25 protein-coding genes are annotated in these 25,271 nt (G+C 64.2%); 11 read left to right on the top strand and 14 right to left on the bottom strand.

Annotation, left to right across the window (positions count from 1 at the left end):
* The first annotated feature begins 8 nt into the window (after positions 1 to 8).
* Entirely contained in the window at positions 9 to 1,184 is a 1,176-nt protein-coding gene (locus ABIB91_RS16825; RefSeq protein ID WP_354164042.1) for a saccharopine dehydrogenase family protein, read from the top strand.
* Here the strand turns inward: ABIB91_RS16825 and ABIB91_RS16830 are convergent.
* Positions 1,168 to 1,641: a hypothetical protein gene (locus ABIB91_RS16830; protein WP_354164044.1), complete on the bottom strand. Its 474-nt coding sequence runs from the start codon at positions 1,639 to 1,641 to the stop codon at positions 1,168 to 1,170. The genes ABIB91_RS16825 and ABIB91_RS16830 overlap by 17 nt on opposite strands.
* A gap of 118 nt (positions 1,642 to 1,759) precedes the next feature.
* Between ABIB91_RS16830 and ABIB91_RS16835 the strand changes: the two genes are divergently transcribed.
* Positions 1,760 to 2,233: a MarR family winged helix-turn-helix transcriptional regulator gene (locus ABIB91_RS16835; protein ID WP_219682247.1), complete on the top strand. Its 474-nt coding sequence runs from the start codon at positions 1,760 to 1,762 to the stop codon at positions 2,231 to 2,233.
* A 204-nt stretch (positions 2,234 to 2,437) separates the two neighbouring features.
* Here ABIB91_RS16835 and ABIB91_RS16840 read toward each other — a convergent pair whose 3' ends face one another.
* The 3 genes from ABIB91_RS16840 to ABIB91_RS16850 form a co-directional block, all read right to left on the bottom strand.
* On the bottom strand, positions 2,438 to 3,256 hold the full coding sequence (locus tag ABIB91_RS16840) for a zinc-binding alcohol dehydrogenase family protein (protein ID WP_354164047.1): 819 nt from the start codon (positions 3,254 to 3,256) through the stop codon (positions 2,438 to 2,440).
* A 3-nt stretch (positions 3,257 to 3,259) separates the two neighbouring features.
* Positions 3,260 to 4,156: an SDR family oxidoreductase gene (locus ABIB91_RS16845; RefSeq protein WP_219682245.1), complete on the bottom strand. Its 897-nt coding sequence runs from the start codon at positions 4,154 to 4,156 to the stop codon at positions 3,260 to 3,262.
* 133 nt (positions 4,157 to 4,289) lie between these two features.
* Complete coding sequence (locus tag ABIB91_RS16850; RefSeq protein ID WP_354164049.1) at positions 4,290 to 5,486, bottom strand: FAD-dependent monooxygenase; 1,197 nt, start codon at positions 5,484 to 5,486, stop codon at positions 4,290 to 4,292.
* 146 nt (positions 5,487 to 5,632) lie between these two features.
* Here ABIB91_RS16850 and ABIB91_RS16855 point away from each other — a divergent pair, with 146 nt between their 5' ends.
* Positions 5,633 to 6,109 (top strand): MarR family winged helix-turn-helix transcriptional regulator, encoded by a 477-nt coding sequence (locus ABIB91_RS16855; RefSeq protein WP_051058561.1) that lies wholly within the window; start codon positions 5,633 to 5,635, stop codon positions 6,107 to 6,109.
* Here the strand turns inward: ABIB91_RS16855 and ABIB91_RS16860 are convergent.
* The 3 genes from ABIB91_RS16860 to ABIB91_RS16870 all read right to left on the bottom strand — a co-directional run bounded on the left by ABIB91_RS16860 (position 6,078) and on the right by ABIB91_RS16870 (position 10,318).
* Positions 6,078 to 7,334 carry an O-antigen ligase family protein gene (locus tag ABIB91_RS16860; RefSeq protein WP_354164051.1) on the bottom strand — a complete coding sequence of 419 codons (1,257 nt, stop codon included), beginning with the start codon at positions 7,332 to 7,334 and terminating at the stop codon, positions 6,078 to 6,080. The genes ABIB91_RS16855 and ABIB91_RS16860 overlap by 32 nt on opposite strands.
* Positions 7,335 to 7,513: 179 nt before the next feature.
* Positions 7,514 to 9,064 carry an undecaprenyl-phosphate glucose phosphotransferase gene (locus tag ABIB91_RS16865; protein ID WP_354164053.1) on the bottom strand — a complete coding sequence of 517 codons (1,551 nt, stop codon included), beginning with the start codon at positions 9,062 to 9,064 and terminating at the stop codon, positions 7,514 to 7,516.
* A gap of 120 nt (positions 9,065 to 9,184) precedes the next feature.
* A complete protein-coding gene (locus ABIB91_RS16870; protein ID WP_354164055.1) occupies positions 9,185 to 10,318 on the bottom strand; it encodes a glycosyltransferase family 4 protein in 1,134 nt (377 codons plus the stop codon).
* A 203-nt stretch (positions 10,319 to 10,521) separates the two neighbouring features.
* Here ABIB91_RS16870 and ABIB91_RS16875 point away from each other — a divergent pair, with 203 nt between their 5' ends.
* On the top strand, positions 10,522 to 12,792 hold the full coding sequence (locus tag ABIB91_RS16875; RefSeq protein WP_354164057.1) for a GumC family protein: 2,271 nt from the start codon (positions 10,522 to 10,524) through the stop codon (positions 12,790 to 12,792).
* Positions 12,793 to 12,993: 201 nt separating this feature from the next.
* Here ABIB91_RS16875 and ABIB91_RS16880 read toward each other — a convergent pair whose 3' ends face one another.
* Positions 12,994 to 14,175: a GNAT family N-acetyltransferase gene (locus ABIB91_RS16880; protein WP_354164059.1), complete on the bottom strand. Its 1,182-nt coding sequence runs from the start codon at positions 14,173 to 14,175 to the stop codon at positions 12,994 to 12,996.
* 123 nt (positions 14,176 to 14,298) lie between these two features.
* Between ABIB91_RS16880 and ABIB91_RS16885 the strand changes: the two genes are divergently transcribed.
* A complete protein-coding gene (locus ABIB91_RS16885; RefSeq protein ID WP_219682241.1) occupies positions 14,299 to 15,342 on the top strand; it encodes a polysaccharide deacetylase family protein in 1,044 nt (347 codons plus the stop codon).
* Positions 15,343 to 15,363: 21 nt separating this feature from the next.
* On the opposite strand, the gene ABIB91_RS16890 is transcribed toward ABIB91_RS16885, so the two are convergent.
* A complete protein-coding gene (locus ABIB91_RS16890) occupies positions 15,364 to 15,585 on the bottom strand; it encodes a DUF2842 domain-containing protein (RefSeq protein ID WP_007603477.1) in 222 nt (73 codons plus the stop codon).
* Positions 15,586 to 15,693: 108 nt separating this feature from the next.
* On the opposite strand from ABIB91_RS16890, the gene ABIB91_RS16895 reads away from it, so the two are divergent.
* The gene (locus ABIB91_RS16895) at positions 15,694 to 16,776 is read left to right on the top strand and encodes a COX15/CtaA family protein (RefSeq protein ID WP_354164062.1); all 1,083 of its coding nucleotides are present in this window, start codon (positions 15,694 to 15,696) and stop codon (positions 16,774 to 16,776) included.
* 13 nt (positions 16,777 to 16,789) lie between these two features.
* Here ABIB91_RS16895 and ABIB91_RS16900 read toward each other — a convergent pair whose 3' ends face one another.
* From ABIB91_RS16900 to ABIB91_RS16915, 4 genes are all read right to left on the bottom strand, one after another.
* Positions 16,790 to 17,134, bottom strand: a complete 345-nt coding sequence (locus ABIB91_RS16900) for a hypothetical protein (RefSeq protein WP_007603479.1) — start codon at positions 17,132 to 17,134, stop codon at positions 16,790 to 16,792.
* Positions 17,135 to 17,315: 181 nt separating this feature from the next.
* A complete protein-coding gene (locus ABIB91_RS16905; protein ID WP_219682239.1) occupies positions 17,316 to 18,596 on the bottom strand; it encodes an O-acetylhomoserine aminocarboxypropyltransferase in 1,281 nt (426 codons plus the stop codon).
* A gap of 138 nt (positions 18,597 to 18,734) precedes the next feature.
* A complete protein-coding gene (locus ABIB91_RS16910) occupies positions 18,735 to 19,319 on the bottom strand; it encodes a CoA-binding protein (RefSeq protein WP_354164065.1) in 585 nt (194 codons plus the stop codon).
* A gap of 122 nt (positions 19,320 to 19,441) precedes the next feature.
* Entirely contained in the window at positions 19,442 to 20,266 is an 825-nt protein-coding gene (locus ABIB91_RS16915) for an enoyl-CoA hydratase (protein WP_007603482.1), read from the bottom strand.
* 86 nt (positions 20,267 to 20,352) lie between these two features.
* Here ABIB91_RS16915 and ABIB91_RS16920 point away from each other — a divergent pair, with 86 nt between their 5' ends.
* The 5 genes from ABIB91_RS16920 (at position 20,353) to ABIB91_RS16940 (ending at position 23,897) form a co-directional block, all read left to right on the top strand.
* Positions 20,353 to 20,781: a PaaI family thioesterase gene (locus ABIB91_RS16920; protein ID WP_007603483.1), complete on the top strand. Its 429-nt coding sequence runs from the start codon at positions 20,353 to 20,355 to the stop codon at positions 20,779 to 20,781.
* Positions 20,782 to 20,938: 157 nt separating this feature from the next.
* Entirely contained in the window at positions 20,939 to 21,403 is a 465-nt protein-coding gene (gene rplM, locus ABIB91_RS16925; RefSeq protein WP_007603484.1) for a 50S ribosomal protein L13, read from the top strand.
* Between the two features lies 1 nt (position 21,404).
* Positions 21,405 to 21,884: a 30S ribosomal protein S9 gene (gene rpsI / locus ABIB91_RS16930; RefSeq protein WP_007603485.1), complete on the top strand. Its 480-nt coding sequence runs from the start codon at positions 21,405 to 21,407 to the stop codon at positions 21,882 to 21,884.
* A 229-nt stretch (positions 21,885 to 22,113) separates the two neighbouring features.
* Positions 22,114 to 23,346: a GGDEF domain-containing protein gene (locus ABIB91_RS16935; protein WP_219682237.1), complete on the top strand. Its 1,233-nt coding sequence runs from the start codon at positions 22,114 to 22,116 to the stop codon at positions 23,344 to 23,346.
* 254 nt (positions 23,347 to 23,600) lie between these two features.
* A complete protein-coding gene (locus ABIB91_RS16940) occupies positions 23,601 to 23,897 on the top strand; it encodes an antibiotic biosynthesis monooxygenase family protein (RefSeq protein ID WP_007603488.1) in 297 nt (98 codons plus the stop codon).
* Between the two features lie 6 nt (positions 23,898 to 23,903).
* Here the strand turns inward: ABIB91_RS16940 and ABIB91_RS16945 are convergent, their stop codons facing one another.
* Positions 23,904 to 25,037 (bottom strand): AI-2E family transporter, encoded by a 1,134-nt coding sequence (locus tag ABIB91_RS16945; protein WP_219682234.1) that lies wholly within the window; start codon positions 25,035 to 25,037, stop codon positions 23,904 to 23,906.
* Positions 25,038 to 25,271: the final 234 nt, after the last annotated feature.

Here is a 25,271-nt window from a genome sequence, read left to right on the forward strand (position 1 = left end):
GCCGATTCGTGTCCGCAAAATTCGACATCGTCGTCTACGGCGCAACCGGATATACCGGCCAGCTCGTCGCCGAGTACCTGGCCGCGCATTACGTCGGTGACGGCGCGCCGACATGGGCGATGGCGGGTCGCAGCAGTGACAAGCTCGCATTGGTCCGCGATGCGATCGGCGCGCCTGCCGACACGCCGCTCATCGTTGCGGACGCAGCCGATTCTACGTCATTGCGGGCGATGGTCGATCAGGCGAAGCTGGTCGTCACCACGGTCGGTCCATACCAGCTCTATGGCTCCGATCTGCTTGCCGCCTGCGTCGCGTCGGGCACCGACTACATGGATCTCTGCGGCGAGCCGATCTGGCTGAAGCGGATGATCGACAAGCATGAAGCCGCAGCGAAAGCGAGCGGCGCCCGGATCCTGTTCTCCTGCGGATTCGACTCGGTGCCGTTCGAGCTCGGTGCGTTCTTCGTGCAAGAGCAGGCCAAGCGCGCGTTCGGCGCACCGGCACCGCGCGTCAAGGGCCGCGTCCGCGACCTCAGCTGGAAATTCTCCGGCGGCACTTCGACAAGTGCAAGGGTCACCTTTGAGGCGGTGGCGCAGGACCTCAGCCTGGTGTCGATCCTCAAAGACCCATTTGCCTTCACGCCGGGCTTCGAGGGACCGAAACAGCCGCGCGGCAACAGGCCCATCTTCGAGGAGGACCTGCAATCCTGGTCCGCACCGTTCGCGATGGCGATCCTCAACACGCGCAATGTCCATCGCTCCAACTTGCTGATGGGATTCCCGTATGGCCGGGATTTTGTCTACGACGAAATGGTGCTGACGGGGGCGGGGGAGGAAGGGCAGGCCAACGCCAAGCGCGTCATGGCCGCCAACAGCGAAAAGACCGGTCCTGAAGCGCTCAAGCCGGGCGAGGGCCCCTCAAAGGAGGAGCGCGACAACGGTCATTACGACCTGCTCTATGTCGCGATTGCTTCCGATGGCCGTCAGGTTCGCGCGGCGGTCAAGGGCGATCTCGATCCGGGTTATGCGTCGACGGCGAAGATCATCTCCGAATGCGCAATCTGCTTGTTGCGCGACACGCCGGCCGTACCGGCTGGTCTCTGGACGCCGGGCGCGGCGATGCAGCACAAGCTGATCAAGCGGCTGCAGGAGAATGCAGGGCTGACGTTCACAGTGGAGAAGTAGCTGTCACCTTCCCTTCTCCCAGGCGGCGAAACCGACCTTTCATCCTCAAGCCGTCTCGCGTGTTGAGCACGAGCAAGGTGATGTTCACAGCTCCTGCGGCAAGCTCGACAGCCTGCACCGCATAGAAGACCGCATCAAACTCGGCGGCGCTCGCCTTATGTGCGAGGAACAGTGCGGCGGGGACGAGGACCAGGACGCCATTGCCGGCGATCAGCGGCATTCGCTTGACCTTGGCGCCGACCAGGCCGGCTCGCCGACCCCGTGCCAGCGTAAGGCCCGTGCCCCCCGCCGCCGCCAGCGCCGGGACCAGCAACAGAAAGCCCCATGGTATGGCGGTCTTGACGGCGGTGATGACGGCTTGGGATGCGAAAAGCTCGCTGAGTGCGGTCGACAGCCAAAATGTCGAGATGGTCAGAAGCGCGATTGCGCCAGCAATGGGATGGATCACCTTGATCATAATTGGGTTCCCTTGACCGAATACGGCCAGCCTGTTCAATGTGACATGATGATGTCGATATTTATGCTGCAGAGAACCATATTGACATTATGATGTCAACTAAGGTCATGGTAACAATATGCGCGCTACCAAGCGATCCCCGGCCGGTGATGCTTTGACTGAGCTCATTCTCGATCTGTTCAGGGTCAACAACCTGACCGTGACGTGGGGCGACCGGCTGGTCGCTCCGCTCGGCCTGACCAGCGCGCGCTGGCAAATTCTGGGGGCAATCGTAGCCGCGGACCGCGCCCAGCCGGTCGCCTGGCTCGCCCGCGACCTCGGAGCGAACCGCCAGAACGTTCAGCGCATCGTCAATGACCTGGCCCAGGAAGGGCTCGTTACGTTCGAGCCCAATCCACATCACCGTCGCGCGCACCTTGTGGTGCTGACGGACAAGGGACGGAAGACTTACGACGCTGCCATCCGCCTGTATGACCCCAGAATCAACTCCCTGGTGCAAGGTCTCCCGATGGAAGACCTCAGGATCGCGGGTCGCCTCATGAAGGCGCTGCGCAAGAAGCTTGAAGACGAGGAGAGTGCTACAGGCGCCTGAGCGAATCCTCGTGCCGACGTCCGCTCACGTGGAGCCGAATGATCGGGGATTCGAAGATTGAGCAGGTCTATGGTCGGAAGACAATCCGGTGGTCATCCGCAGCGTCGTTCCAGGCCTCGGCTATCGCCGTGAGGGGCAACGTCTTCACCGGGGTGTCAAAACCGCCGGCTGGCAGAGCCGCCAAAAGTTCTCCGGCCCCCGAGATCAGTTCCGAAATCGAGAGACTGCCGATCCCGCTGCCAAGAATCTCCAGGCCAGAGCTGCGCAGCGCATGCGCCGAAAGTGGGATTGTTTCTCCAGCGATTGAGCCGAGCTGGACGTAACGAATGGCAGGTTCTCCACTGCGAGATCCGCGTCCGTCCGTTGCCGCAGCGATGACTCTGGTTGCGGGCTCCCCCAGAGATAGTCGAGAACTACATCGATCTTTTCGGAGAACGCGCGTTGCAGCGAAGCGTCCACATTTTCGTCCAGTCGGATTGTCTCGACCGTCTTGGGGAACGCGGCGAGCTTGGTTGCATTTCGCCCGGTCACGATGATCCTGCTGGCGCCCAGATAGGAGGCGATCTGAACCGCCAGGCTTCCCGCCGACCCGGTCGCACCGTTAATCAGCACGGCCTCGCTCCGCACGAACTTCGCACGGCGCGTGAGAGCAACCCACGAAGAGAGCCCGCTGGTTACGACGGCAGCCGCCCGCGCGTCGTCAATACCATCGGGCACAGGCACGGTCGCGCTCGATGCGACCAGCGACTTCTCCGCCATGGAGCCGAACGGGGACTTGGGAAATATGAAATACACCCGTTCACCGGTGGAATTCATCCCAACCCCATCGACACCAGGCACGAAGCCAGCGCTGCCCGAACTGGTATTGCTCGTGTAGTGCTTGCCCGCGGCGAGACTTTTCACGATCGGGCTCAGCGGCGCGGCGAGAACGTCGATGACCGTTTCGCCAGCCTCCGCGCAAGGCTCTGCAAACTCGCCAAAGGTCGGTGAAGAACCAAACGAATGAACAATTGCAGCTCGCATTGACTATCCCTTCACGGCGACAGGCGGTGGCGCTTGGAGGGCCACCGCTGCAAGTGCATCGGAGACCGCCGCGCGCAACGGCGTCGTCGGACGACCAATAAGGTCGCTCAAGTCGCGCCGATCGTCGAACAGATCGCCCTTTGCCGCTGCGATGTCGAACCCGACGAGCATGCGCGCCACCGGCTCGGGAAGGTCCGCGCCAATGAGCGCCTCACCAAACCCTGCTTCCGACATGTTCCTGTAGACGATTGGTTTGCCTGTCTGGCGCGCAACTTCGGCCGCCAGTTCGGCAAGCGTGTAGGGCTCGTCGCCCGCCAATTCGTAAACCTTGCCCGATTGATCCTCCCGCGACGTCAGGACTGCGGCGGCGGCATCCGCGTAGTCGAGGCGGCTCGCCGACGCGATGCGCGCTTCGCCGGCGCAGCCGACAAACGCACCATGCGCAAGCGCCATTGGCAACGCGCCGAGATAGTTTTCGGTGTACCAGCCGTTGCGCAGCAACACATATGGCACGCCGCTCGCCTTCAGCAGCGTCTCGGTCGCCCGATGATCGGCGGCAAGCTCCAGTGTCGAAATGTCTGCATGCAGCAAGCTGGTATAGGCGATTAGCTCAACCCCAGATTCCTTCGCCGCGGTGATCGCGTTCTCATGCTGGCGAACCCGCTTGCCGGGCTCGCCGGCCGAGATCAGCAACAGCTTCCTTACGCCGGCGAAAGCACGTTCCAGGCCCGTGGGATCGTCGTAGTCGCCTGGGCGGACGGCAGCACCTTCAGCCTTGAAGGCCTCTGCTTTGGCTGGATCTCGGACGACGGCTGTAATCTGCTGTGCTGGCACAGCCTTCAACAAGGAATGGATGACAAGCCGGCCGAGTTGGCCAGTGGCACCGGTCACTGCAATCATGGGATGGTCTTTCCAATATGGTTATGCAGCTTATGGATGTGACATTGGTTATAATGACTATGTTTCAACGCTCTGCGACTGGTTCTTCTTGCGCCGTCCATGACGCGGCCGAGTACGGTTCGACCTGATGCGCTTACACCGCCCGCGCGTCGTACGCGTACATGAACTCCATGCTCTTTGCGCCCAGGGGCAGCAGCCACTTCATCATTTGATTTCGCATCCACGCGCCGGTGGCGCTGAACTCGCGCTTGCTGTTGCCGTTGCGGCGGGCCATGGCGACGATCTTTTCCGTGCGAGGGCGTCGTTCGGCCTCGAAGGCCCGGAAGGTGACGCCGAGCTCCTGGCCTTGCTGCATCAACCGGGCGAGGCGCATCGCATCTTCCAGCGCGAGCGAGGCGCCTTGACCGGCATGCGGGCTGGTCGCATGGGCGGCATCGCCGATCAGCAGCGAGCGCTTGCGCGACCAGGTCGGCAGGGTGGCGACGTCGAGCGTGTCGGTGACCACGATGTTCTCGGCTGCATCGATGATGCCAGGGATCGGGTCGTGCCAGCCGCGGTGGAAACCGCGCAGGTGCTGCTTCAGCGTTGCATCGTCGAGCGCGCGAAACATCGCCGCGTCCATGCCGTGCGCCGGCTGCGTGCTCCACCACATCACGCCGTCGTTCGGATCGGGACTGCAATAGCCATAGCCGAAGAAGCCGCTCTGCCCGAACGTGGTCTCGACGTGCCGACCGATCGGTCGGCCACCGAGGACGGCGTGCGGCACGAAGCCGCCGAAGCCGATCAGGCCGGTGTCGAACGGTTGCGGCCCGTCCGGCACCACTTGGCGGCGCGTCACTGAGTGCACGCCGTCGGCGCCGATCAGGAAGTCGCCTTCGGCCGTGGTGCCGTCGGCGAAGTAGGCGATGATCGGCTGGTCGCCGCGATCCTCGATCTTGATCAGGCGCTTCTCGAAATAGAGTGAAACGCACGCGCACCAGGCCTTGTCGATCAGCATCTCGTTCAGCGTGGCGCGGCAGACATTGACCGCGGGCTGGCCGAAACGCCGCGCCATGTCGCGGTTGATCGAGCCGAGCCTCTCTCCGGCTTGCGAATAGAAGTCGAACGATTCCGCGATCGAGCCGCGGCTGATCAGCTCGTTCGAAAGGCCGATCTCGTCCATGACCTGCATGCCGTTCGGTGCGATCTGAAGGCCGCCGCCGATGCCTTTCGAATAGGGCCAGGCCTCGTAGATCGCGGACTCGATGCCGGCGCGGCGCAGCAGGATCGCCGCCACGGGACCGGCGACGCCGGCGCCGATGATCAGGGCCTTGCGGGGAGGATAGGACATGGCTTGCTCCCGACGTTTCCGTGGTGCTAGGAGAATTATGGTCGCTAAATATCTTAGTGACTAAGATATATATTGACTAAGATACGAGGTCTGCCTTGTCAAGGACGAAGGCGCGCGCCGCGCTGCTGCAGGAACTCGAGGAGGCGATGCGCAGGTCGTCCGCGCAGGGCGTGCTCTATGGCCAGACCGTTGCGAACGTTGCCGGAATTGCCAATTCCGACCTCGAATGCATGGACATCCTGTATCTGGAAGGCCGTGTCACCGCCGGCCGGCTCGCCGAAGTCACGGGCCTGACGACGGGGGCCATTACCGGCGTGGTCGACCGGCTCGAAAAGGCAGGCCTGGTCCGTCGTGAGCGCGACGATGCCGACCGTCGCAAGGTCTTCATTGCCGTCGTGCCGGAGGCGATAGAAAGGCTCGGCCAGTTCTACGTGCCGATGCAGCAGGCGATGGAGAGGGTTTTTGGCGGCTATTCCGACCAGGAATTGCGCCTGCTGCTGCGCTTCGCCAATGAGGGCTACAAGGGCGTGCTGGCGGCGACTGCGGCGCTGAAGGGCCTGCTCGATACGCCGCCGGAGAAACGCCCCGATCTCAAGCTGAAGAAGCTTCGTCGCCAGCCCTAGCCTTGTAGATCTGCGCGGCCGCGATCATGCCCCACATCGCGCCCAGCATCATCCAGAAATGCCGCCAGTGGTCGGTGTCGATCACAAAACTTTCGCCGACGGTGCCGACGAAGGCGGAGAACACCGCGAGATAAGCGCGCTGCCAGGGCACAGGCACGAAGATGTGCCTGACACCCATGATGACGGTCGTGAAGACCAGCGCGGGATAGCAGATGCCCGACAGCCAGCCGCCGGACATGAAGGCGTTGAGATAGGAATTGTGGGTGTCCTCGGGGAAGAAGCGGTGAAATTGCAGAGGGCCGATCCCGAACGGCAGGTCGAGCGCCATCTCCGCGCCCAGGATGTGCCGGCCGAACCGGCCGAACCTGCCTTCGTCATAGCTCTGGTCGAAGCTCGCGCGCTGCTTGAACATCTCGGCGGTGGAATCGAACGACATCAACACCGCGATCAGCGCGAGGCCCAGCACCGCGGCGAGGATCGCCATGACGATGATGCGCGAGCGCTGCGCGTTGGTGCGGCTGGTCAGCACCATCAGCGCCAGCATGAAGGCGGATGTCAGCACCAGCCCGCCCCAGGCGGCGCGGGAGAACGCGAGCAGGATCGCCAGCGACATGATGCCGAAGGCGATGACGTTGCGAAACGCCTTGCCGGCCTTGTCGGAAACCACGCTCTGCAGCGAGAACAGTGCCGGCAGGATCAGGAAGGCGCCGAGCACGTTCGGGTCCTTGAAGGTGCCGCGCGCGCGTCCATACAGCGTGAGGAGGTCATCTCCGCCGGGAATCAGGTGGAAGTAGCCGGCGACCGCCAATAGCGAGGCGACCATCGCGCCGACCACGAGCCCGCGGCGGAGCATGTCAAGCCGGGCCGCGGTGTCCTCCGACGTGACCATGGCGAAGAACACGACTGTCACCGCCATGTACCAGGAGGTCGCAATCCAGCTCACCACCTCGGACTGCTCGAACAGCGGGATCGCGCTGATCGTGTAGCCGACATTGAGCAGGATCAGCATCAGCACCAGCGGCATCAAAGCGAGCCGCAGACGCAGGCCGGTGGCGAAGAAGGTGACGGTGGCCAGCAGCGTCACGATCTCGTAGGGGCTCGGCTCGATGAAGACGATCGCGCCGGAGGCGCCGACCAGCCATACCAGCGCGCGCTGGAGCGCCAGCACGCCGGGCGCAGCGCGAACCGCTGCATTCATCTCCCCGGCTGTTGCCGCATACGCCATCACATGCTCACGCTATTCTTACCACACAACTTCCGCCGTCATGCCCCGCCTTGTGCGCACTTGCGCACTGGAGCGGGGCATCCAGTACTCCGAGCCGTTAGTGGCAGTTTCCGCTGCCGGTGATTACTGGATCGCCCGGTCAAGCCGGGCGATGACAGCGTGGCTCGGGCACCACAAACTCAATACGCGTTCTCGTTCTTGGTCAGCAGCGAGATCGGCGTCTTCAGTAGAATGACAAGATCGAACAGCACCGACCAGTTCTCGATGTAATAGAGATCGAACTCGACGCGTTTCTGGATTTTCTCTTCATTGTCGATCTCGCCGCGCCAGCCGTTGATCTGGGCCCAGCCGGTGATGCCGGGCTTGACCCGATGGCGGGCGAAATAGCCGTCGACGGCTTCGTCGAACAGGCGGCTCTGCAGCTTGCCCTGCACCGCATGTGGACGCGGGCCGACCAAAGAGAGATCGCCGGAGAAGACCACGTTGAAGAGCTGCGGCAACTCGTCGAGGCTGGTCTTGCGGATGAAGCGGCCGACGCGGGTGACGCGCGAGTCGTTCTTGGTCACGACCTTCGAGGCCGTCGGATCAGCCTGGTGATGGTACATCGAGCGAAACTTGTAGACGTCGATGCGCTCGTTGTTGAAGCCGAAGCGCTTTTGTCGGAACAGCACGGGGCCGGGGCTGTCGAGCTTCACGGCCAGCGCCACTAATCCCATTACCGGCAAGGCCACGAGCAGCGCGAGGGTGCCGACCACGCGGTCGAACAGCCATTTCATCACCAGGTCCCAGTCGGTGATCGGCGCCTCGAACACGTCCAGCGTCGGCACCTCGCCGATATAGGAATAGGAGCGGGGGCGGAAGCGCAGCTTGTTGGTGTGCGCGGAGAGGCGGATGTCCACCGGCAGCACCCAGAGCTTCTTCAGCATCTCCAGGATGCGCGTCTCGGCCGAGATCGGCAGCGCGAATAGCACGAGATCGACGCGGGTGCGGCGGGCGAACTCGACGATGTCGTCGACCTTGCCGAGCTTGCGCGCGCCGGCACAGGTGTCGAGCGCGCGGCTGTCGTTGCGGTCGTCGAACACGCCGAGTACGTGGATGTCGGAATCCTCCTGCCCTTTCAGGGCCTCGACCAATTGTTCGCCGTTGCGGTCGGAGCCGACGATGATAGTGCGTCGGTCGAGCCGGCCCTCGCGCCCCCAGGCGCGCACCAGCGAGCGCAGCACCAGACGCTCGCAGACGAGCGCGGCCAGCCCGAGGACGTAGAAGGCCGCAAGCCACAGCCGCGATATTTCGCTGCCGAACTTGGCGAAGAAGGAGATGCCGATGAACAGCAGGAAGACGAACGACCAGGACGAGATCATCCGCGTCATCTGCCGGAGCTGACCACGGAACAGCTGCACCTGATAGATGTCGGCGGCCTGGAAGCAGACCACGGCGGAGATCGCGACGGCGATGATCTGCGCGGGATAGATCCAACTGAAGGAGCCGGCGTGCGGCATGACATAGCCGAGATAGAGTACGATGCCGACGAGGCTCAGCAGCGCGAAATCGGCGAGGCGTACGAAGCCGGTGATCACGATCGGCGAATAGGCGCGGGCGACCTTCTGGTTGACGACGTCAAGCGCGGCGAGCGAGAGCCGCTGGCGGCGCTCCACAAAGGGCTGGTCAGCCGGCTTCGCCGCGGCGCTGGTCGCGGCATCGAGCATCGAGCGTGCGTTGAGCGGTTCCACGGGAGTCCACGTCCATTCCAAAAACCCGCGGGCCGCGTCCTTGCGCCCCGGGCGAGCATCCCCTGGGCCTTGGATTATCGGACAAATCGGAAGATTCTCTAAAGCGGGTCTTAAGAATGGTTAGTGATTGGTAAATGCGTCGCGATAGCCCGCGAGCACGCCCTCGACCATCGCCTGCTGGGAGAAATGCGCGGAGATGCGCTCGCGAAGCGACGAGGCGCGCTGCGCTGTTTCCAGCGGATTATCGAGCGCGGCGGCAATCGCTTCCGCCATGGCCTCCGCGTTGCTCGGCGCAAACAGCGCCGGGTTCTCCGCGCCGAAAATCTCGGGAATGCCGCCGATCTTGGACGCGATCATCGGAATGCCGGCGGCACCGGCCTCGATCACGACATAGGGCATGGAATCGCCACGCGAGGGAACGACCAACAGCCGCCCCTTGGAGAAGCCGTAGCGTGCCTTGACGTGACCGATGAAGCGGATAGCGCTGGAGAGGCCGAGCCGCTCGACTTGCGCTTTCAGCGCTGCGGTCTCCTCGCCGTCGCCGCCGAGCGTCAGCGTGACCTTCTTGCCGCCCTCGTGCAGGCGCGCCACCGCTCCGACCAGCAGATCGGCGCCCTTGATGTGCCTGAACTCACCGACATAAGCAAGGTCGGTGGCGTCGTCGGCCATGACGACAGGTTCGAATTCCTCCGGCGTCACGCCGTTGAAGACGCAATGCACCACGCCCTTCGGCTTGCCGACGATGCGCTGATATGTGTCGCGGGCGAATGCGCTTTCGAACAGGAACAGGTCCGTCGCGTCCATCAGCGTACGCTCGAGCCGCGCGTAAAACTCGCCCTTGAAGGTGTTGAGGGGATAATGCAATGAGCCGCCATGCGGGGTGTAGATGCGGATGGTGTCGTCGGATCGCCTCCGCATGCGGATGAAAGCGCCGGCCTTGGCGCCGTGGCCATGCATCACGTCGGGCTTGAGCGTGGCGATCAGGCGCCGCAAGCGGAACCAGACCAGGACATCGTCGGGCGAGGGTTCGCGGCGGATCGCCATCCGGTGCACACCGAGTTTCAGCCGCGGTGCGAACTCGGCAAGGGCCTTGTCGGCGCGTTCACCGCCGGTGAGACTGTCGGCGAGGATGCCGACATGATGGCCACGATCGACCTGGCCGTTGGCGACGTCGAGGATGTGGCGGAAGATGCCGCCGACCGGAGCGCGCACAGCGTGCAGGATGCGGAGCGGCTGGTCGGGAGAGGGGGGCATGATCAAAACCAGCGCTCGACGGCGAATGCTCGAACAATCTGACGAAATATCGAGACGGATTAAGAGCCCTCGTGGTTAACAAACGGTGACGGACGTGCACGCGCGAGCTGCCGCACGCCACGATTAACCCAGCGGCAACCTTAATGGAGTGTAATCGCCCTGGTTGAGGTAGGTTCGTGGCGTTGCGCCTGCGGGAGTGTTCGATGCGTTTAGCGTTCTGGCGTGCCGGCAAGGACAAGGCGGTGGTCGAGCGGGCTGTCGCGAAGGCCGCAGCCAAGCGGGCCGAGCTCGAGCCCCGGATTGAAGCAAAGCCTGCGCCCATCGCACCGAGGCCGGCGCCAGTCGAGTCCGGCGACATCGACCTGCACGCGCTCGGCGCGGCATTGGCGCGCAAGCGCGGCTGGATCATCGTGCCGACGGTGCTGGCGCTCGTCGCATCCGTCGCGATCGTCAATCTCATCACGCCGCGCTACAAGTCCGAATCCCGCATCCTGATCGACGGCCGCGAGAACGTGTTTCTACGCCCCAACAGTGATCGCGCCGAGGAACGGCAGGCGCTCGACGCCGAAGCCGTCACCAGCCAGGTGCAGCTCGTGCTGTCGCGCGATCTCGCGCGCGAGATCATCAAGAAGAACAAGCTTGCGGAGCGGCCCGAGTTCGATCCCGTGCTGCAAGGCATTTCGCCGCTGAAGTCGCTTGCGGCGCTGGTCGGCATCGGCCGCGATCCGTTCTCGATGACGCCGGAAGAGCGCGTGCTGGACGCCTATTACGAGCGCCTCCAGGCCTACGCCGTCGACAAGTCGCGCGTGATCGTGATCGAATTCCAGTCTGCCGATCCCGATCTCGCCGTGCGCGTCGCCAATTCGATCGCCGACGGCTATCTCGTGCTCCAGCAGGATGCGCGCCAGGATCAGGCCCGAAACGCCAGCCAGTGGTATGCCGGCAGGATCGACGAGCTGCGACGGAACGTCTCCGAGGCCGAAGCGAAGGCCGAGGACTTCCGCTCAAAGTCGAGCCTGTTCGTCGGCACCAACAACACGACTCTGTCGAACCAGCAGATGGGCGAGGTCAACACCCAGCTCAACAATGCGCGCGCGCTCAAGGCCGACGCCGAGTCCAAGGCGCGCCTGATCCGCGAGATGATTCAGAGCGGCAAGCCGATCGAATCGTCGGAAGTGCTGAACTCTGAATCGATGCGCACGCCTTCGCAGCAGCGCGTGGCGTTGCGGGCCCAGCTGGCCGAGCAATCCTCGACGCTGCTCGGCAACCATCCGCGCATCAAGGAATTGAAGGCGCAGCTCGCCGACCTCGACACCCAGATCCGCGACGAGGCCGCCAAGCTTGCCCGCACGCTCGAAAACGATGCGCGCGCCGCCAGCGGGCGCGTCCAGGAATTATCCGCAAGCCTGGAGCAGCTCAAGAAGCAGGCGACGGCCACCAACGGCCAGGACGTGCAGCTCCGCGCCCTCGAGCGTGAGGCGAAGGCCCAGCGCGACCTGCTCGAAACCTATTTGGCGAAGTACCGTGAAGCCAACACCCGCGAGACCATCGACACCGCGCCGACAGATGGCCGCATCATCTCGCGCGCCATCGTTTCGAACACGCCGGCCTATCCGAAGAAGCTGCCGATCGTGCTGATCGCGACGATCGCGACACTGCTGCTCTCGTCCGGCGTCGTCGTCACCGGAGAGTTGCTGCGCCAGACTGCGCCCCGGGCGGTCGCGGTGTTCGCGCCAGCGCGGGCGTCGGCTCGCCAGGAACAAATCGTCCAACCAGCGGTCGTCGAGCCCTTCGCCGATCCGGTCGTCGATCCAGTCATGGCAGAACCCGCGCCGCTCCAGCCGGAGATGACGGCCGATGCCGATGTCACCGCATTCGCGGAGATCGAGCATCTGGCCGATAGCCTCCGCGCCGCCGGAGCCATGGCGAAGAAGGTTACGGTACTCGGCACTGCCAGCGGCGAAGCCATCACGCTGTCGACGCTGACCTTGGCCCGGCACCTGGCGCGCGATGCGCGGGTCGTCGTGGTCGATCTTGCCGCGTCCTCGCCGACCATGGCCGCCGTGTCCGTCGATGCCTCGGCCCCCGGTCTTGCCGAACTGATGCAGGGCGAGGCGTCGTTCGCGCAGATCATCACCCGGGACAAGCTTTCGCGGCTGCATCTGGTCATGGCCGGCCGTCCCGGCTTCGATCGCAGCCTGTTGCAGTCGCCGCGCGTGACGCTCGCGATCGACGCGCTGCTGCGCGCCTACGACCACGTGCTGCTCGATGCCGGCAGTGCCTCCGACCTTCCGGCTGAGCTCCTGACGGCGAATGCCCGCGCCGTCGTGGTGCCCGACGCGTCGATGACGGCGGATGCGCGCGCGCTGATGCGCGAGCAGCTCAGCGCCGTCGGCTTCAGCGACGTGACGATGCTGAGCAGGCCGGTGCAGCCGTCGGATGCGAGGGATGCGCCGCGGGTCGTGGCGGCGTGATGTTCTTGCCTCTCCGTGGGGACCGAGCGAGCGCCTCGTCCTTCGAGACGACCGCTTCGCGGTCTCCTCAGGATGAGGCTTGGCTAAATCGGAATCCGTTGAAGCTGCTGCCGCGAACTCTGTCCTCGTCCTGAGGGCCCGCCAGAGGCGGGCGTCTCGAAGGATGGGCCGCAGGGGAGCGTTTCCCAACCGCAGAATTTCTTACCCGAACGCTCGCCGCAGCCGCTGCGCCAGGTCGAACAGCATCTGGTTCTGTTTCACCAGCCGCTTGCCGTGGCTCAGCGAGGACATCGCCATTGCCGCGAGTTTTCCACGTGACGTCAGCGGAACAAAACTGTCGAAGATGTCCTGGTCGTCCTTGCAGAACATCCGCTTGTACTCGTCCGAGCCGATGCCGAGGTCGAGCGAGCGGTGGCCGCGCTCGGCGCAGCGGTCGATGATGTAGCGCATCAGGATCAGCCCGGGGCTGTAGCGGGCGTGCTCGGACATCGTGTAGGTGTTGAACATCATCGAGAAGCGCTGGCCGTCGGCGACGCCGGCGAAGATCGCAATCACCTCGTCGTCGCATTCGAGCGCATGGATGTCGATGACGCGGCCGTCACCGCGTGACGCAAGGCAGGCGCTGCGGACGAATTGCTCGACGCCGGGTTCGGCGAAGACATTGGGAAGCTTCTGCTCGGCCATCCGCGCCGGCTTGACGCGGAAGAACCAGTCGAGCAGGCGGGTGATGTCCGCGTCGGTGGTCGCCAAATGATAGCGATAGCCGGCGAGCGCCTGGAGCTTCTTCTCCTTGCTCTTGAGGCGGCGGCGGAAGGAGTTGCTGATCCGCGATGCCGGGGGGCCGCCCGGTTCCATCGTGAGCAGCGGGCAGCCGTTGATCGCGCTCTGGCGCGGCAAATGCGCGAACGGGTTCTGCTGGTCGTTCCAGCGCAGAGGCTGCTGCGTCAATGCGAGCACGTCGGCATGCTCGCCAAGCGGCGCAAACAGCGCGTCGAGATCGCCGATGCCGACCTGCGCTGCAAATTCGGCGTTCCACAGGCCCATGTTGAAGGTCGTATGCTTGCCGCCCATGAAGCAGGCCGTGCGCACGCCGTGGTTCTGGCGCAGCGAGAGCGGCAGCAGCAGCAGCGGCTGATGCTCGGCGTCGCGGGCAATGACGATGAAAGGGCGGGCGCGTTCGTGCTCCCCGACCAGACGCTGCCAGGGACTGAGCAGATCAAACCGCTGATAGGGCGTGAAGAGGTGACCGGGTTGCTCGAAGGCGCGCCAGACGGCCTCGGCCGCGCCGAGATCGGTCACGATATCGACATACGCGATACGGCCCGCTTTCGACCGCGCTGGCAATTCCGCCGTCCGGCTTTGCATCGCCGCAGCCATGGTCATTCGCGAACCCGTCGAGAAAAAATATGCGTAATTCGGCCTGTGGCCGACCTTTGCAAAGAAATGTCAACAAAGGGTAATGACTATAAGAGGGGGAACGGTCGCCGACGGGCGCGAGGTGGGACATTGGCATCCGACGACAGATGGCTGGAACGGCTGCGCCTTGAGCTGACCTGGTTCACAGGCCAGGCTGCGCTGCGCAGTCGTGGTGCCGGCGCCATCCTGCGCTTTGCGCATGTGCGGCCGCGGCGGCGCGGCGGGTTTCAGCCGTCGCGCGAGAACGAGATCACGCCGCATTTCCTCGATCGCGCCATTCGCGCGCTGAAGCGGTGGAAGTATGATTTTATCGGCATGGACGAGGTCTGCCGGCGCGCGGTGACGCTGTCGGAACACCGCCGCTTCGTGGCGCTCACTTTCGACGGCGCCGGCAAGGATCTGATCGACTTTGCCTATCCGGTGCTGGCGCGCCACGCCGTGCCATTCACGATCTACGTGCCCACGGCGTTTCCCGATGGCGTCGGCGAGGCCTGGTGGCTCGGCCTCGAACAGGTGATCGCGCGCGAGAGCCGTGTCAGCCTGATGATGGGCGAGAAGGAGCAGCGCTTCACTGTCGCTGATAACGCCGGGAAGCAGGCGCTGTTTTCGTTCGTCGAGGCCTGGCTGCACTCGCTGCCGCCGGCGGATGTGTCGGCTGCGATCGCAGATCTCTGCACGCGCTACCGGGTCGACCTTGCCGCGCTCTCACGCGAGGCATCGATGAATTGGGAGGATCTGGCGAGGCTTGCGGCCGATCCGCTGGTGACGATCGGCAGTGCGACCGTGAACTATCCCGTTCTCGCCAACATGAAGGATGCGGCCGCGCTGCGCGAGATGACGATGGGCAAGGCGGTGGCGGAGGCGGCCTTCGCTCGCGACATCCGGCATCTCGCCTTTCCGTTCGGCGATCGCGCCTCGTTCCGGCGCAGCCATGTCATCATGGCGGAGGAGGCCGGCTTTGCCAGTGCTGTGACGACGATCCCGGGCGTCGTGGACGCGGAGGGCCGCACCAATCTGCGCGCGTTGCCGCGCATTTGCTGGGATGGCCGGGTGCGCTCGCTGCGCATGATGCGGGTGCTGGTGTCGGGCACGGCCTTTGCGCCGGTGAAGCCGACGGGCACTGCGACACCCTAAAAGCGCTACGAACTGGAAGCGCTACGAGCTCGACTTGGCCCGGTCGGGCCGCTGCATCCAGCTCACGATCGGCATCGCCGGCAGCACCCAGCCCATGCCGACCACCACGTAGTAGATTGCCTGCCGCCAGCCGGACTCGGCGATCCACGGCATCTGCGCGAGCGCCATGCCGAGCAGCGCCCAGACGGTGGCGAGCACCAGGAGCAGGATGGTGCCGAGGAACTTGCGGGTGCGGATCGTCATGACGGAATGTCGCGGCTTTCGCGTAACTTGCGCTGCGGGAGCGGGGGACTATAAGGGGCACGCAGTTTGGTTCAAGCCTTGCCGGTTCAAGCTCTGGTTTTGCCTCGAATGACGACGATTTCCGCCCCGTCCGAGCCGCATCGCGCCGTGCGCTGGTGGCTGATCTCAGTGGCTGCGCTGATTGCGCTGATGGTGCTGGTCGGCGGTGCGACGCGGCTGACGGAATCCGGGCTCTCGATCGTCGAATGGAAGCCGGTCACGGGCAGCGTGCCGCCACTCTCGGAAACGCAGTGGACGGCGGCCTTCGAGGCCTACAAGAAGATCCCGCAATATCGCGAGCTCAACGCCGGCATGAGCCTGTCCGAGTTCAAGGAGATCTTCTGGTGGGAATGGAGCCACCGGTTGCTCGGCCGTTTCATCGGCGTCGCCTATCTGTTGCCGTTCCTGTTCTTCCTCTGGCGCGGCGGCCTGTCCGGTGATTTGAAGCGGCGGCTGTGGCTGTTGTTCGGGCTCGGCGGGCTCCAGGGCGCGGTCGGCTGGTGGATGGTGGCCTCGGGGCTGTCTGAACGCGTCGAGGTGTCGCAATATCGGCTGGCGACGCATCTTGTGCTCGCGCTCATCATCTTCGCCGGCATCGTCTGGACGGTGCGGCGGCTCGCAGAACGGCCGCAAATTGCGGCGTCGTCGCCGCTGCGCTTCACGAGCGGCTTGCTCCTCGTCGTGACCTTTATCCAGATCTATTTCGGTGCGCTGGTTGCCGGCCTGCGCGCCGGTCGCGCCTACAACACCTGGCCGCAGATCGACGGTGCGTTCATTCCCTCAGGGGAGCGGCTGTGGTTCGAGACGCCGTGGTGGCGCAACATGTTCGACAATGTGCTGACGGTGCAGTTCGAGCACCGCATGACCGCCTATGCGCTGCTGGCGCTGGCGGCGTTGCACGCGTTCGATGCGGTGCGTTCACGCGCGGGATCCGCGGCGCGCGGCGCGCTCTTGCTGCTGGGCGCGATAAGCCTGCAAGCATTGCTCGGCATCCTCACGCTGCTCAACCAGGTGCCGATTGATCTCGCGCTCGCACATCAGGCGGTCGCGATCGTGGTGCTGACGCTTGCGGTGACGCAGATGGAGCGGCTCGCTCCACGGCATTCAACCGAAGCGCAGCCGCGCGCGGTTCCCGTCGGTCAGGCCGGCTGATCGGATCTGCTCTTCAGCAATAGCCGTAGATGCCGCACGAGTAGGGCAGGCGCCAGAAATAATCGACCTGCTTCCCGCCGTAATACGAGCCCTGGTAATCGTAGTCCCAGGGGCGTCCGTAATAGCCCGGCAGCGTGTGCGAGCCCGGCAGCAGTGGTGTACCCGGCAAATTGCGGATGTAGCTGCCGATGCCGTAGGCCGGCGAGATCAGCGCATCCGGATCGGTCTCGACATAGACCTGCGGCGGCTCCTGTGGCGGAGCGGCAGCCCGTCGCCTCGGCGTGGCCGGCAAATCGGCGGCAATCGCAGCTGAGACCGTCAGCATCGCCGCAAGGGCAGGCACCATCCAGCGCAGCATCGTCGGCTCCGAATCAAAGGGGCGATCCAGTGACGATGTATGCGGCAGATATGGTTAATGACTGTTAACGGCGATCGTCATTCCGGGGCGGTGCGAAGCACCGAACCCGGAATCTAGAGCTTATGATGCGACGTCGAGATTCCGGGTTCGCGCTGTCGCGCGCCCCGGAATGACGGTGATGCTACGTACCCAGCGCCTGTTCCAGATCGGCGATCAAATCTTCCTTGTCCTCGATGCCGATCGAAAGCCGCACCACGTCGGGGCCGGCACCGGACTTGATCTTGGCAGCGTCGTCGAGCTGGCTGTGCGTGGTCGAGGCCGGATGGATGACGAGCGAGCGGGTGTCACCGACATTGGCCAGATGCGAGAACAGCTGCAACTTCGACACCAGGCTGACGCCGGCATCGTAGCCGCCCTTCAGGCTGAAGGTGAACACGGCGCCGGCGCCCTTCGGTGCGTATTTGCGCGCGAGCTGGTTGTACTTGTCGCTTGCAAGCCCCGCATAGTTCACCGCGGCCACCGCCGGATGGCCGGCGAGGAATTCGGCGACCGCTTTGGCATTGTCGCAGTGCTTCTGCATGCGCAGCGGCAATGTCTCGATGCCGGTGAGGATCATGAAGGCGTTGAACGGCGACAGCGCGGGTCCGAGGTCGCGCAGGCCGAGTACGCGGCAGGCGATCGCGAAGGCGAAATTGCCAAACGTCTCCTGCAGCCGGATGCCGTGATATTCGGGCCGCGGCTCGGAGAGCATCGGATATTTGCCGCCGGTCGACCAGTCGAAGGTGCCGGCATCGACGATGATGCCGCCGATCGAATTGCCGTGGCCGCCGAGAAACTTCGTCAGCGAGTGCACGACGATGTCGGCACCATGATCGATGGGACGGATCAGATAGGGCGAGGCCAGCGTGTTGTCGACGATCAGCGGGACGCCTGCCTTGCGCGCCACCGTCGAGATCGCCTCGATGTCGGTGATGCTGCCGGCGGGATTGGCGATGGACTCGATGAAGATTGCTTTCGTGCGCGGCGTGACCGCGCGCTCGAAGCTCGCGATGTCGTCGGGATCGGCCCACACCACGTTCCAGCCGAAGCTCTTGAACGCGTGCGTGAACTGGTTGATCGAGCCGCCATAGAGCTTTCGCGCGGCGATGAACTCGTCGCCGGGCTGGAGCAATTGCTGCAGCACCACGACCTGCGCGGCATGGCCCGAGGCCACCGCAAGCGCGGCAGTGCCGCCTTCGAGGGCCGCGACGCGCTCTTCCAGCACCGCATTGGTGGGATTGCCGATGCGGGTATAGATGTTGCCGAACGCCTGCAGGCCGAACAGCGAGGCGGCATGGTCGGCGTCGTTGAAGACGAATGACGTCGTTTGATAGATCGGAGTCGCGCGCGCACCGGTGGTGGGATCGGGCTGTGCACCGGCATGCACGGCGAGGGTCGAAAATCCCGGAAGGCGATCGCTCATTGAGGGCGTCCTGTTCTCGTGGTCTGAAATCGCGCGGCATGCTGATTGGCGCCGCGGCTGCCGTCAAGGCGGGGCTTCACATCGGAACGATCGTGCTACGCATTGTCGCGTTCGCGAAATGAAACCTTCGCAACTGCGTCAGCTTTGCTCAGTCTTGTTTTTGGCGGCGCGGTCCGAGGCCGCGGTTTCGCCGCCGCCAACACTCATCCGATTGAGGGATAGCCGCATGCCCTGCGTCGGCGCCGGCGCGCGCTTGGAGCTCAGCGTGCGCGAATTGACGCCCATCCAGGAGATCTCCGAGGACAGGCGGCCATATTCGATCTTGGGGCAGCGGTTCATCACCACCTTGATACCAACCGATTCCGCCTTCAGCGCCGCCGCATCGTCGCGCGCCCCCAACTGCATCCAGATCACCATCGGCAGCGGATCAAGCGTGAGGGCTTCCTCGACCACCGGCATGATGTGACTGGAGTTGCGGAAAATGTCGATCATGTCGACGGGACGGTCAATGTCGGACAGCGAGGCGACGAAGGGTTTTCCGAGCAGCTCCTTTCCGACATGGCTGGGATTAACCGGAATCATGTCGTAGCCGCGCTGGGCCAGATATTTGAACGCGAAATAGCTCGGCCGCACGTTGGCCGGCGAGGCACCGACCATCGCGATCGATTTCACGTTGTTGAGGATGCCCCGGATGTAATTGTCGGGATAGGCGTCGTGGTTCATCTTCTTCTTTCTCTGACCTCATGGTGAGGAGCGCGGCACGCGCGTCTCGAACCATGAAGCCGCAGTCGGGCCTCTATCCTTCGAGACGCCGCGTTCCGCGGCTCCTCAGGATGAGGAGTTGACTATTCATCCCGCCATGTCGGCGTACGCTTCTCGATGAAGGCGCCGATGCCTTCCTCGGCGTCTCGCGCCATCATGTTCTCGGTCATCACCTCTGCCGCATAGCGATAGGCGTCTGCAAGACTCATCTCGGCCTGGCGGTAGAACGCCTCCTTGCCGAGCTTGACGGTATAGGCGGATTTCAGCGCGACCTGTTCGGCGAGCGCAATGGCGGCGGCGCGCTCGGTGCCGGCGGCGACGACACGATTGACGAGGCCGATCTCGCGGGCGCGTACGGCCGGGATCGGCTCGCCCGTCAGCAACATCTCCATCGCCTGCTTGCGCGGCACGTTGCGCGACAGCGCCACCATCGGCGTCGAGCAGAACAGGCCGATGTCGACGCCGGGGGTAGCGAAGTGTGCTGCTTCCGAGGCGATCGCGAGATCGCAGCTTGCCACGAGCTGACAGCCCGCGGCGGTCGCGATGCCCTGGACGGATGCGACCACGGGCTTGGGCAGGTGCACGATCGCCTGCATCATCGCGCTGCAGGCGGTCATCATCTCGGCGAAGAAGGCACGGCCGCGATCCGGGTCGGCGCGGCGCGCGGTCAGCTCCTTCATGTCGTGGCCGGCGGAGAAGGCGGGACCGTTGGCCGCGATTACGACGCCGCGGATGGCCTTGTCGTCGCGGATCTCGTTGAGCGCGGCGTGCAGGCTTGCGATCATCGTCGCCGACAGGCTGTTGCGGGCGGCCGGGCGGTTGAGGGTCAGGACCGCGATGGGGCCCACGGTCTCGCGCAGCAGGATAGGTGGTTGCGGGGAAGGGGCGCGGGCGGCCTGGACGGACATCAAAGCGTTTCCGGTTGGATTATTGCGATTGGATGACGCAGATAACTTAATGTAACAGGGGACGTGAAGCGAGGGTGAGGGGTAGCATGGCGTTAGCGAAAATGAGCGTGGCGGAGCTCGAGCAGTTCCTCCGCAACGAGTTTCCCCAGGCCTTCAGCGGCGACGACATCACGATCGAGAGCGCGGACGGTCAGGCCTGCCTTTTGCGTCAGCGCTATAGCGAAAAGATGCTGCGGCCAGGCGGAACCGTGTCCGGCCCGACATTGATGGCGCTCGCCGACTTCGCGATGTACGTGGTGCTGTTGTCCGCGATCGGGCCGATCGGGCTCGCCGTGACCACCAATCTCAACATCAACTTCCTGCGCAAGGGGCAGCCCGGGCAGGACGTGCTGGCGGAGGCGCGGCTGCTCAAGCTCGGCAAGCGCCTCGCGGTCGGCGAGGTGAAGCTGTTGTCCGGTACCTCGCCCGATCCGATTGCACATGTCACCTCAACCTATTCCATTCCAAACGTTTGAGCTTTTTGCGGGTATCCTAATACCTTAATTATAAGCAATTGATATTGCACATGTAAATTACAGCTTTGGGCATTGACCGCGGCGCCCCTGTTCTCTAGAAAACCGCCAGTCCGGTGCGGTGTTCGCGCCGATGCTCCCCGTCCACGGAAACTCTGACATGAAAACCTTTTCGGCAAAGCCGGCTGAGGTGACGAAGAAGTGGGTACTGATCGACGCCAAGGGTCTGGTCGTCGGCCGTCTCGCCACCATCGTCGCCATGCGCCTGCGCGGCAAGCACCTCCCGACCTACACCCCGCACGTTGATTGCGGCGACAACATCATCATCATCAACGCGCAGTATGCGGTTCTCACCGGCCGCAAGCGCGAGCAGAAGACCTATTACAAGCACACCGGTTACGTCGGCCACATCAAGGAGCGCACCGCGCGCCAGATCCTCGAGGGCAAGCATCCCGAGCGCGTGCTCGAGAAGGCCGTCGAGCGCATGATCCCGCGTGGTCCGCTCGGTCGGGTCCAGATGGGCAACCTCCGCGTCTATGGCGGCGCCGATCATCCGCACGAGGCCCAGACGCCCGAGAAGATCGACATCGCCAAGTTGAACCGCAAGAACACGAGGGCCGCATAACATGGCCGAATCCATTCAGTCGCTCGACCAGCTCTCGCAGCTCAAGACGGCGGCCGCGCCCGACGCGCCCAAGCACGAGAAGAAGGTCGACAAGTTCAACCGCGCCTACGCCACCGGCAAGCGCAAGGACGCGGTCGCCCGCGTCTGGATCAAGCCGGGCGCCGGCAAGGTCACGGTCAACGCGCGCGAGGTCGAGGTCTATTTCGCCCGTCCCGTGCTGCGCATGATGATCGAGCAGCCGTTCTCCGTGGCCGCGCGGTCCGGCCAGTATGACGTGATCTGCACCGTCGCCGGCGGCGGTCTGTCCGGCCAGGCCGGTGCCGTTCGTCACGGCATCTCCAAGGCGCTGACCTATTTCGAGCCGGAGCTGCGCACCGTGCTGAAGAAGGGCGGCTTCCTCACCCGCGACTCCCGCGTGGTCGAGCGCAAGAAGTACGGCAAGGCCAAGGCCCGCCGGTCCTTCCAGTTCTCGAAGCGTTAATCGCTTCGGTCGCATTCGCCGCGAAAGCGGCTTCAATGAGATGCAAAAGGGCGCTGATTTCAGCGCCCTTTTTGCTGTTCGTTTGTATGCAAATTGATGGCGTGTTTCCTGAAAACTTGGGCCCGCATGAAAACCTGAATGGAACCCGCGAGACATAGCGTCGCATTTGGAAGGGCGCGCAAATCGGCTGAGCCGATCGCGTAACTGCTATGTCTAAGAGGGGGCCGACATGATGTCGCTCGATAGCATCACGCTCTATTTGGTCGCGACCATGGTCGCCGCACTGCTCGGCGCCATGATGGTATTTTTCGGAAGGCAGGAGAACAGCCCTGCGCTGAAATGGTGGGGCACCGCGTATCTGCTCGGCGCCGCATCGGTCGCGCTCTGGACGGCGGCCGGCGACAGACTGGGGCCGCATCTTTACCTTGCGCTGAACGCGGTCGGCTTCGTCGCCTGCGGCATGGTGTGGAATGCGGCGCGCGTCTTCCACGGCCGCAAGCCGAACTGGCCGGGACTCCTGGTCGGCGCGCTCGCCTGGGCCGCTGCCGCCACACTGCTCGATCCCACCGCGTCCATGCTGCGCATGATCGTCGGCGCCGGCATCGTCTCGGTCTATGCGGCGCTGACCGCGAGCGAGCTCTGGGTCGAGCGGCGCAAGAGCCTGCAACGGCGCTGGCCGGCCTTCGTGGTTCCGGTAATGCACGGCTGTGTCTTGATGCTGCCGATCCTGCTCGGCAGTTTCCTGCGCCCGAACGATGCCGGCTTCTCCACCAGCATCTGGGTCACTGTGTTCGCGGTCGAGCTCGTGCTCTATGCCGTCGGCACCGTGTTCGTGATCTTCATGCTGGTGTCCGAGCGCACCGTCACCGCGCACCGGACCGCCGCCTCCACCGATCCCCTGACCGGCATGCTCAACCGCCGCGGCTTCTCGGAAGCCTGCGGACGCGTGATCGAGCGCGAGGCCAAGGCCGGCCGTCCCGTGACCGTGATGATCTTCGACATCGATCATTTCAAGTCGATCAACGACCGCTTCGGCCATCCCGCCGGCGACGAGATGCTGAAACTGTTCTCGACCGTCGTCGTCAGCAATCTGCGCATCAGCGACATGTCGGGTCGCATCGGCGGCGAGGAGTTCGCCGCTCTGCTGCCCTGCTCGCTGGAGGAGGGCGTGCTGGTCGCCGAGCGCGTGCGTGAGGCCTTCGAGACCTCCGGCGTCGTCGTCGACGAGGGCCCGGTCGACACCACCGTCAGCATCGGCGTCGCCGGCGGTCCGGCCGGCACCGAGCTCGAAGTGCTGCTGGCCTCGGCCGACACCGCGCTCTACCAAGCCAAGCGCGGCGGCCGAAACCGCGTCGAATCGGCGGAGGAGCTGCCACTGTCGCTGGAGAACTGGCGCCGCCAGAGCGCCGCTCGGATCGGCGTGCCCAACACGCAATCCAAGACACAACCGGCGACGGCCTAGGCAAAGGAGGCCTCGCGGTAATCCCCTGTTTACCATTCGATTCACCGAGCGCCGCGCCCAGGGGCGTTACACGCAAGGCCGCAATTACTGGCCGCTCGCGCTGTTCGCCGGTTGTGCGCTGACAGTGGCGGGCACCGTTTTGCTGTTCGCCTGAGTGATCTGCATTTTTGGACCGGGCAGGCGCCGTTTTGGCGCCTTTTTCTTTGTCGCGGGCTGCGGTAGACACGCCCATCAAACAAAATGGGTGGAAACAGATGATCACCGAGATCGCGCAAATCGACGTCAAGCCGGGCAGCGAGAAGGACTTTGAGGCCGCCGTCGCCAAGGCCAAGGCCGCTTTCGGCCGCTCCAAGGGTTTTCACGGTTTCGAGCTGCACAAGTCGATCGAGAAGCCGCAGCGCTATCGTCTGATGGTGAAGTGGGAAACGCTCGAGAGCCATACCGTCGATTTCCGCGGCTCCGAGAATTTCACCGAATGGCGCGGCCTCGTCGGCCAGTATTTCGCGGCACCCCCCGAGGTCGAGCACACCGAAACCGTGCTCACCACCTGAGGCGGCTCAGGCCGCCTCCGCCAGAGGCGGCGCTTCATACGTCTTGAAATGGTCGATCATCACCTTGGCGATGGCGACCAGCGGCAGCGCCAGCGCCAGGCCCCAGATTCCGAACACGACGCCGAGCAGGATCTGGAACGCGAACAGCGTGGCCGGCGGAATGTCCAGTGCCTGCCGCTGAAGGATCGGCGTCAGCACATAGCTCTCCATGGCGTGCACGCCCATGAAGAGGAGAAAGGCCGACAGCGCCGGAATCCATCCTGAGGCGAGGCTCGCCAGCACGACCACGACGCCGGCTATGATGGCGCCCACCGTCGGAATGAAGGCGAGCAGGCCTGCCTGAATCCCCAGGATGAACGAGCCGGGAATGCCGATGAGGACGAGCCCGATCCAGGTCACCACGCCGACCGCAAGCATCACGATGATCTGCGCGATCAGCCAGCGCTCCAACGTCTCGCCGATACCGTCGATGATCAGGGTGATGCGGGCGCGATGCCTGGCCGGCGCGAGAAACAACAGGCCGTCATGATAGACCGCGGGCTGGGCGGCGAAGGCGAGCCCCAGGAACAGCACGATGAAGATGTTGCCGACCGCGCTGATGGTGCCGAGCAGCAGCTTGAAGGTCTGGCTCACGATCGCCCCGCCGCTCGAGGCCAGCGCGCCTGCGCCCGGCAATCCGCCGTGCGAGCCCGGGGTCGGGGCGGGCGTCGGCGTCGCATCGGTGGAGGCAGCGGGTGCGGCGTTGCCGAGATCGAAGAAGCTGGTGTCGATCCCATGGTTTTCGAGGAAGGACCGGACGTTGGTGATCTGCGACTTGATTGTCTTGCTCAGCAGCGAGGCCTGCTCGGCAATGGTGGCGCCGCCGAGATAAGCAACGCCTGCGAGCATTACCGCCAGCGCGGCACAGACGATCGCGAGCCGGACCGCGTGGGGCAGGTGCACGCGGCGGCCAAGCGCGTTGGTCAGCGCGTTGAGGCCGACGCCGAGCAGCATTCCGGTGAAGATCAGGAGCAGGGTAGCTGCAAAATACCAGGTGAAGACCAGCATTGCCGCGAACAGCACGATTCCGATGCCCCCGACCGAGATCGCCCAGGCCAGATCGGTGCGGGTCCGGGGCCGTTCATCTGCGGGAATGGTCACATCGGCTCCTATGCGAAGGCGGCAGGCAGGCACTCTTTCGCGAAATCCCGCCTCGGATCAAGCCAGGCTCTGGCGCGATTGACGCGTCCTTGGCCCTGCGGGCCACGGACGCCGGCGAGAGAGGGGGCCATGCCCGTCCTCCGCCCGGCCATTTGCGCGAAAATAGCATTGCCGTCCCGCGTACCCTTCTGTTGAATTTGTTCCATCCCAGGGGCATGTTTGGAGAATCGTCTT

Source organism: Bradyrhizobium sp. JR4.3, assembly GCF_040547695.1.
In the GTDB taxonomy this organism is placed as follows: Bacteria; Pseudomonadota; Alphaproteobacteria; order Rhizobiales; family Xanthobacteraceae; genus Bradyrhizobium; species Bradyrhizobium canariense.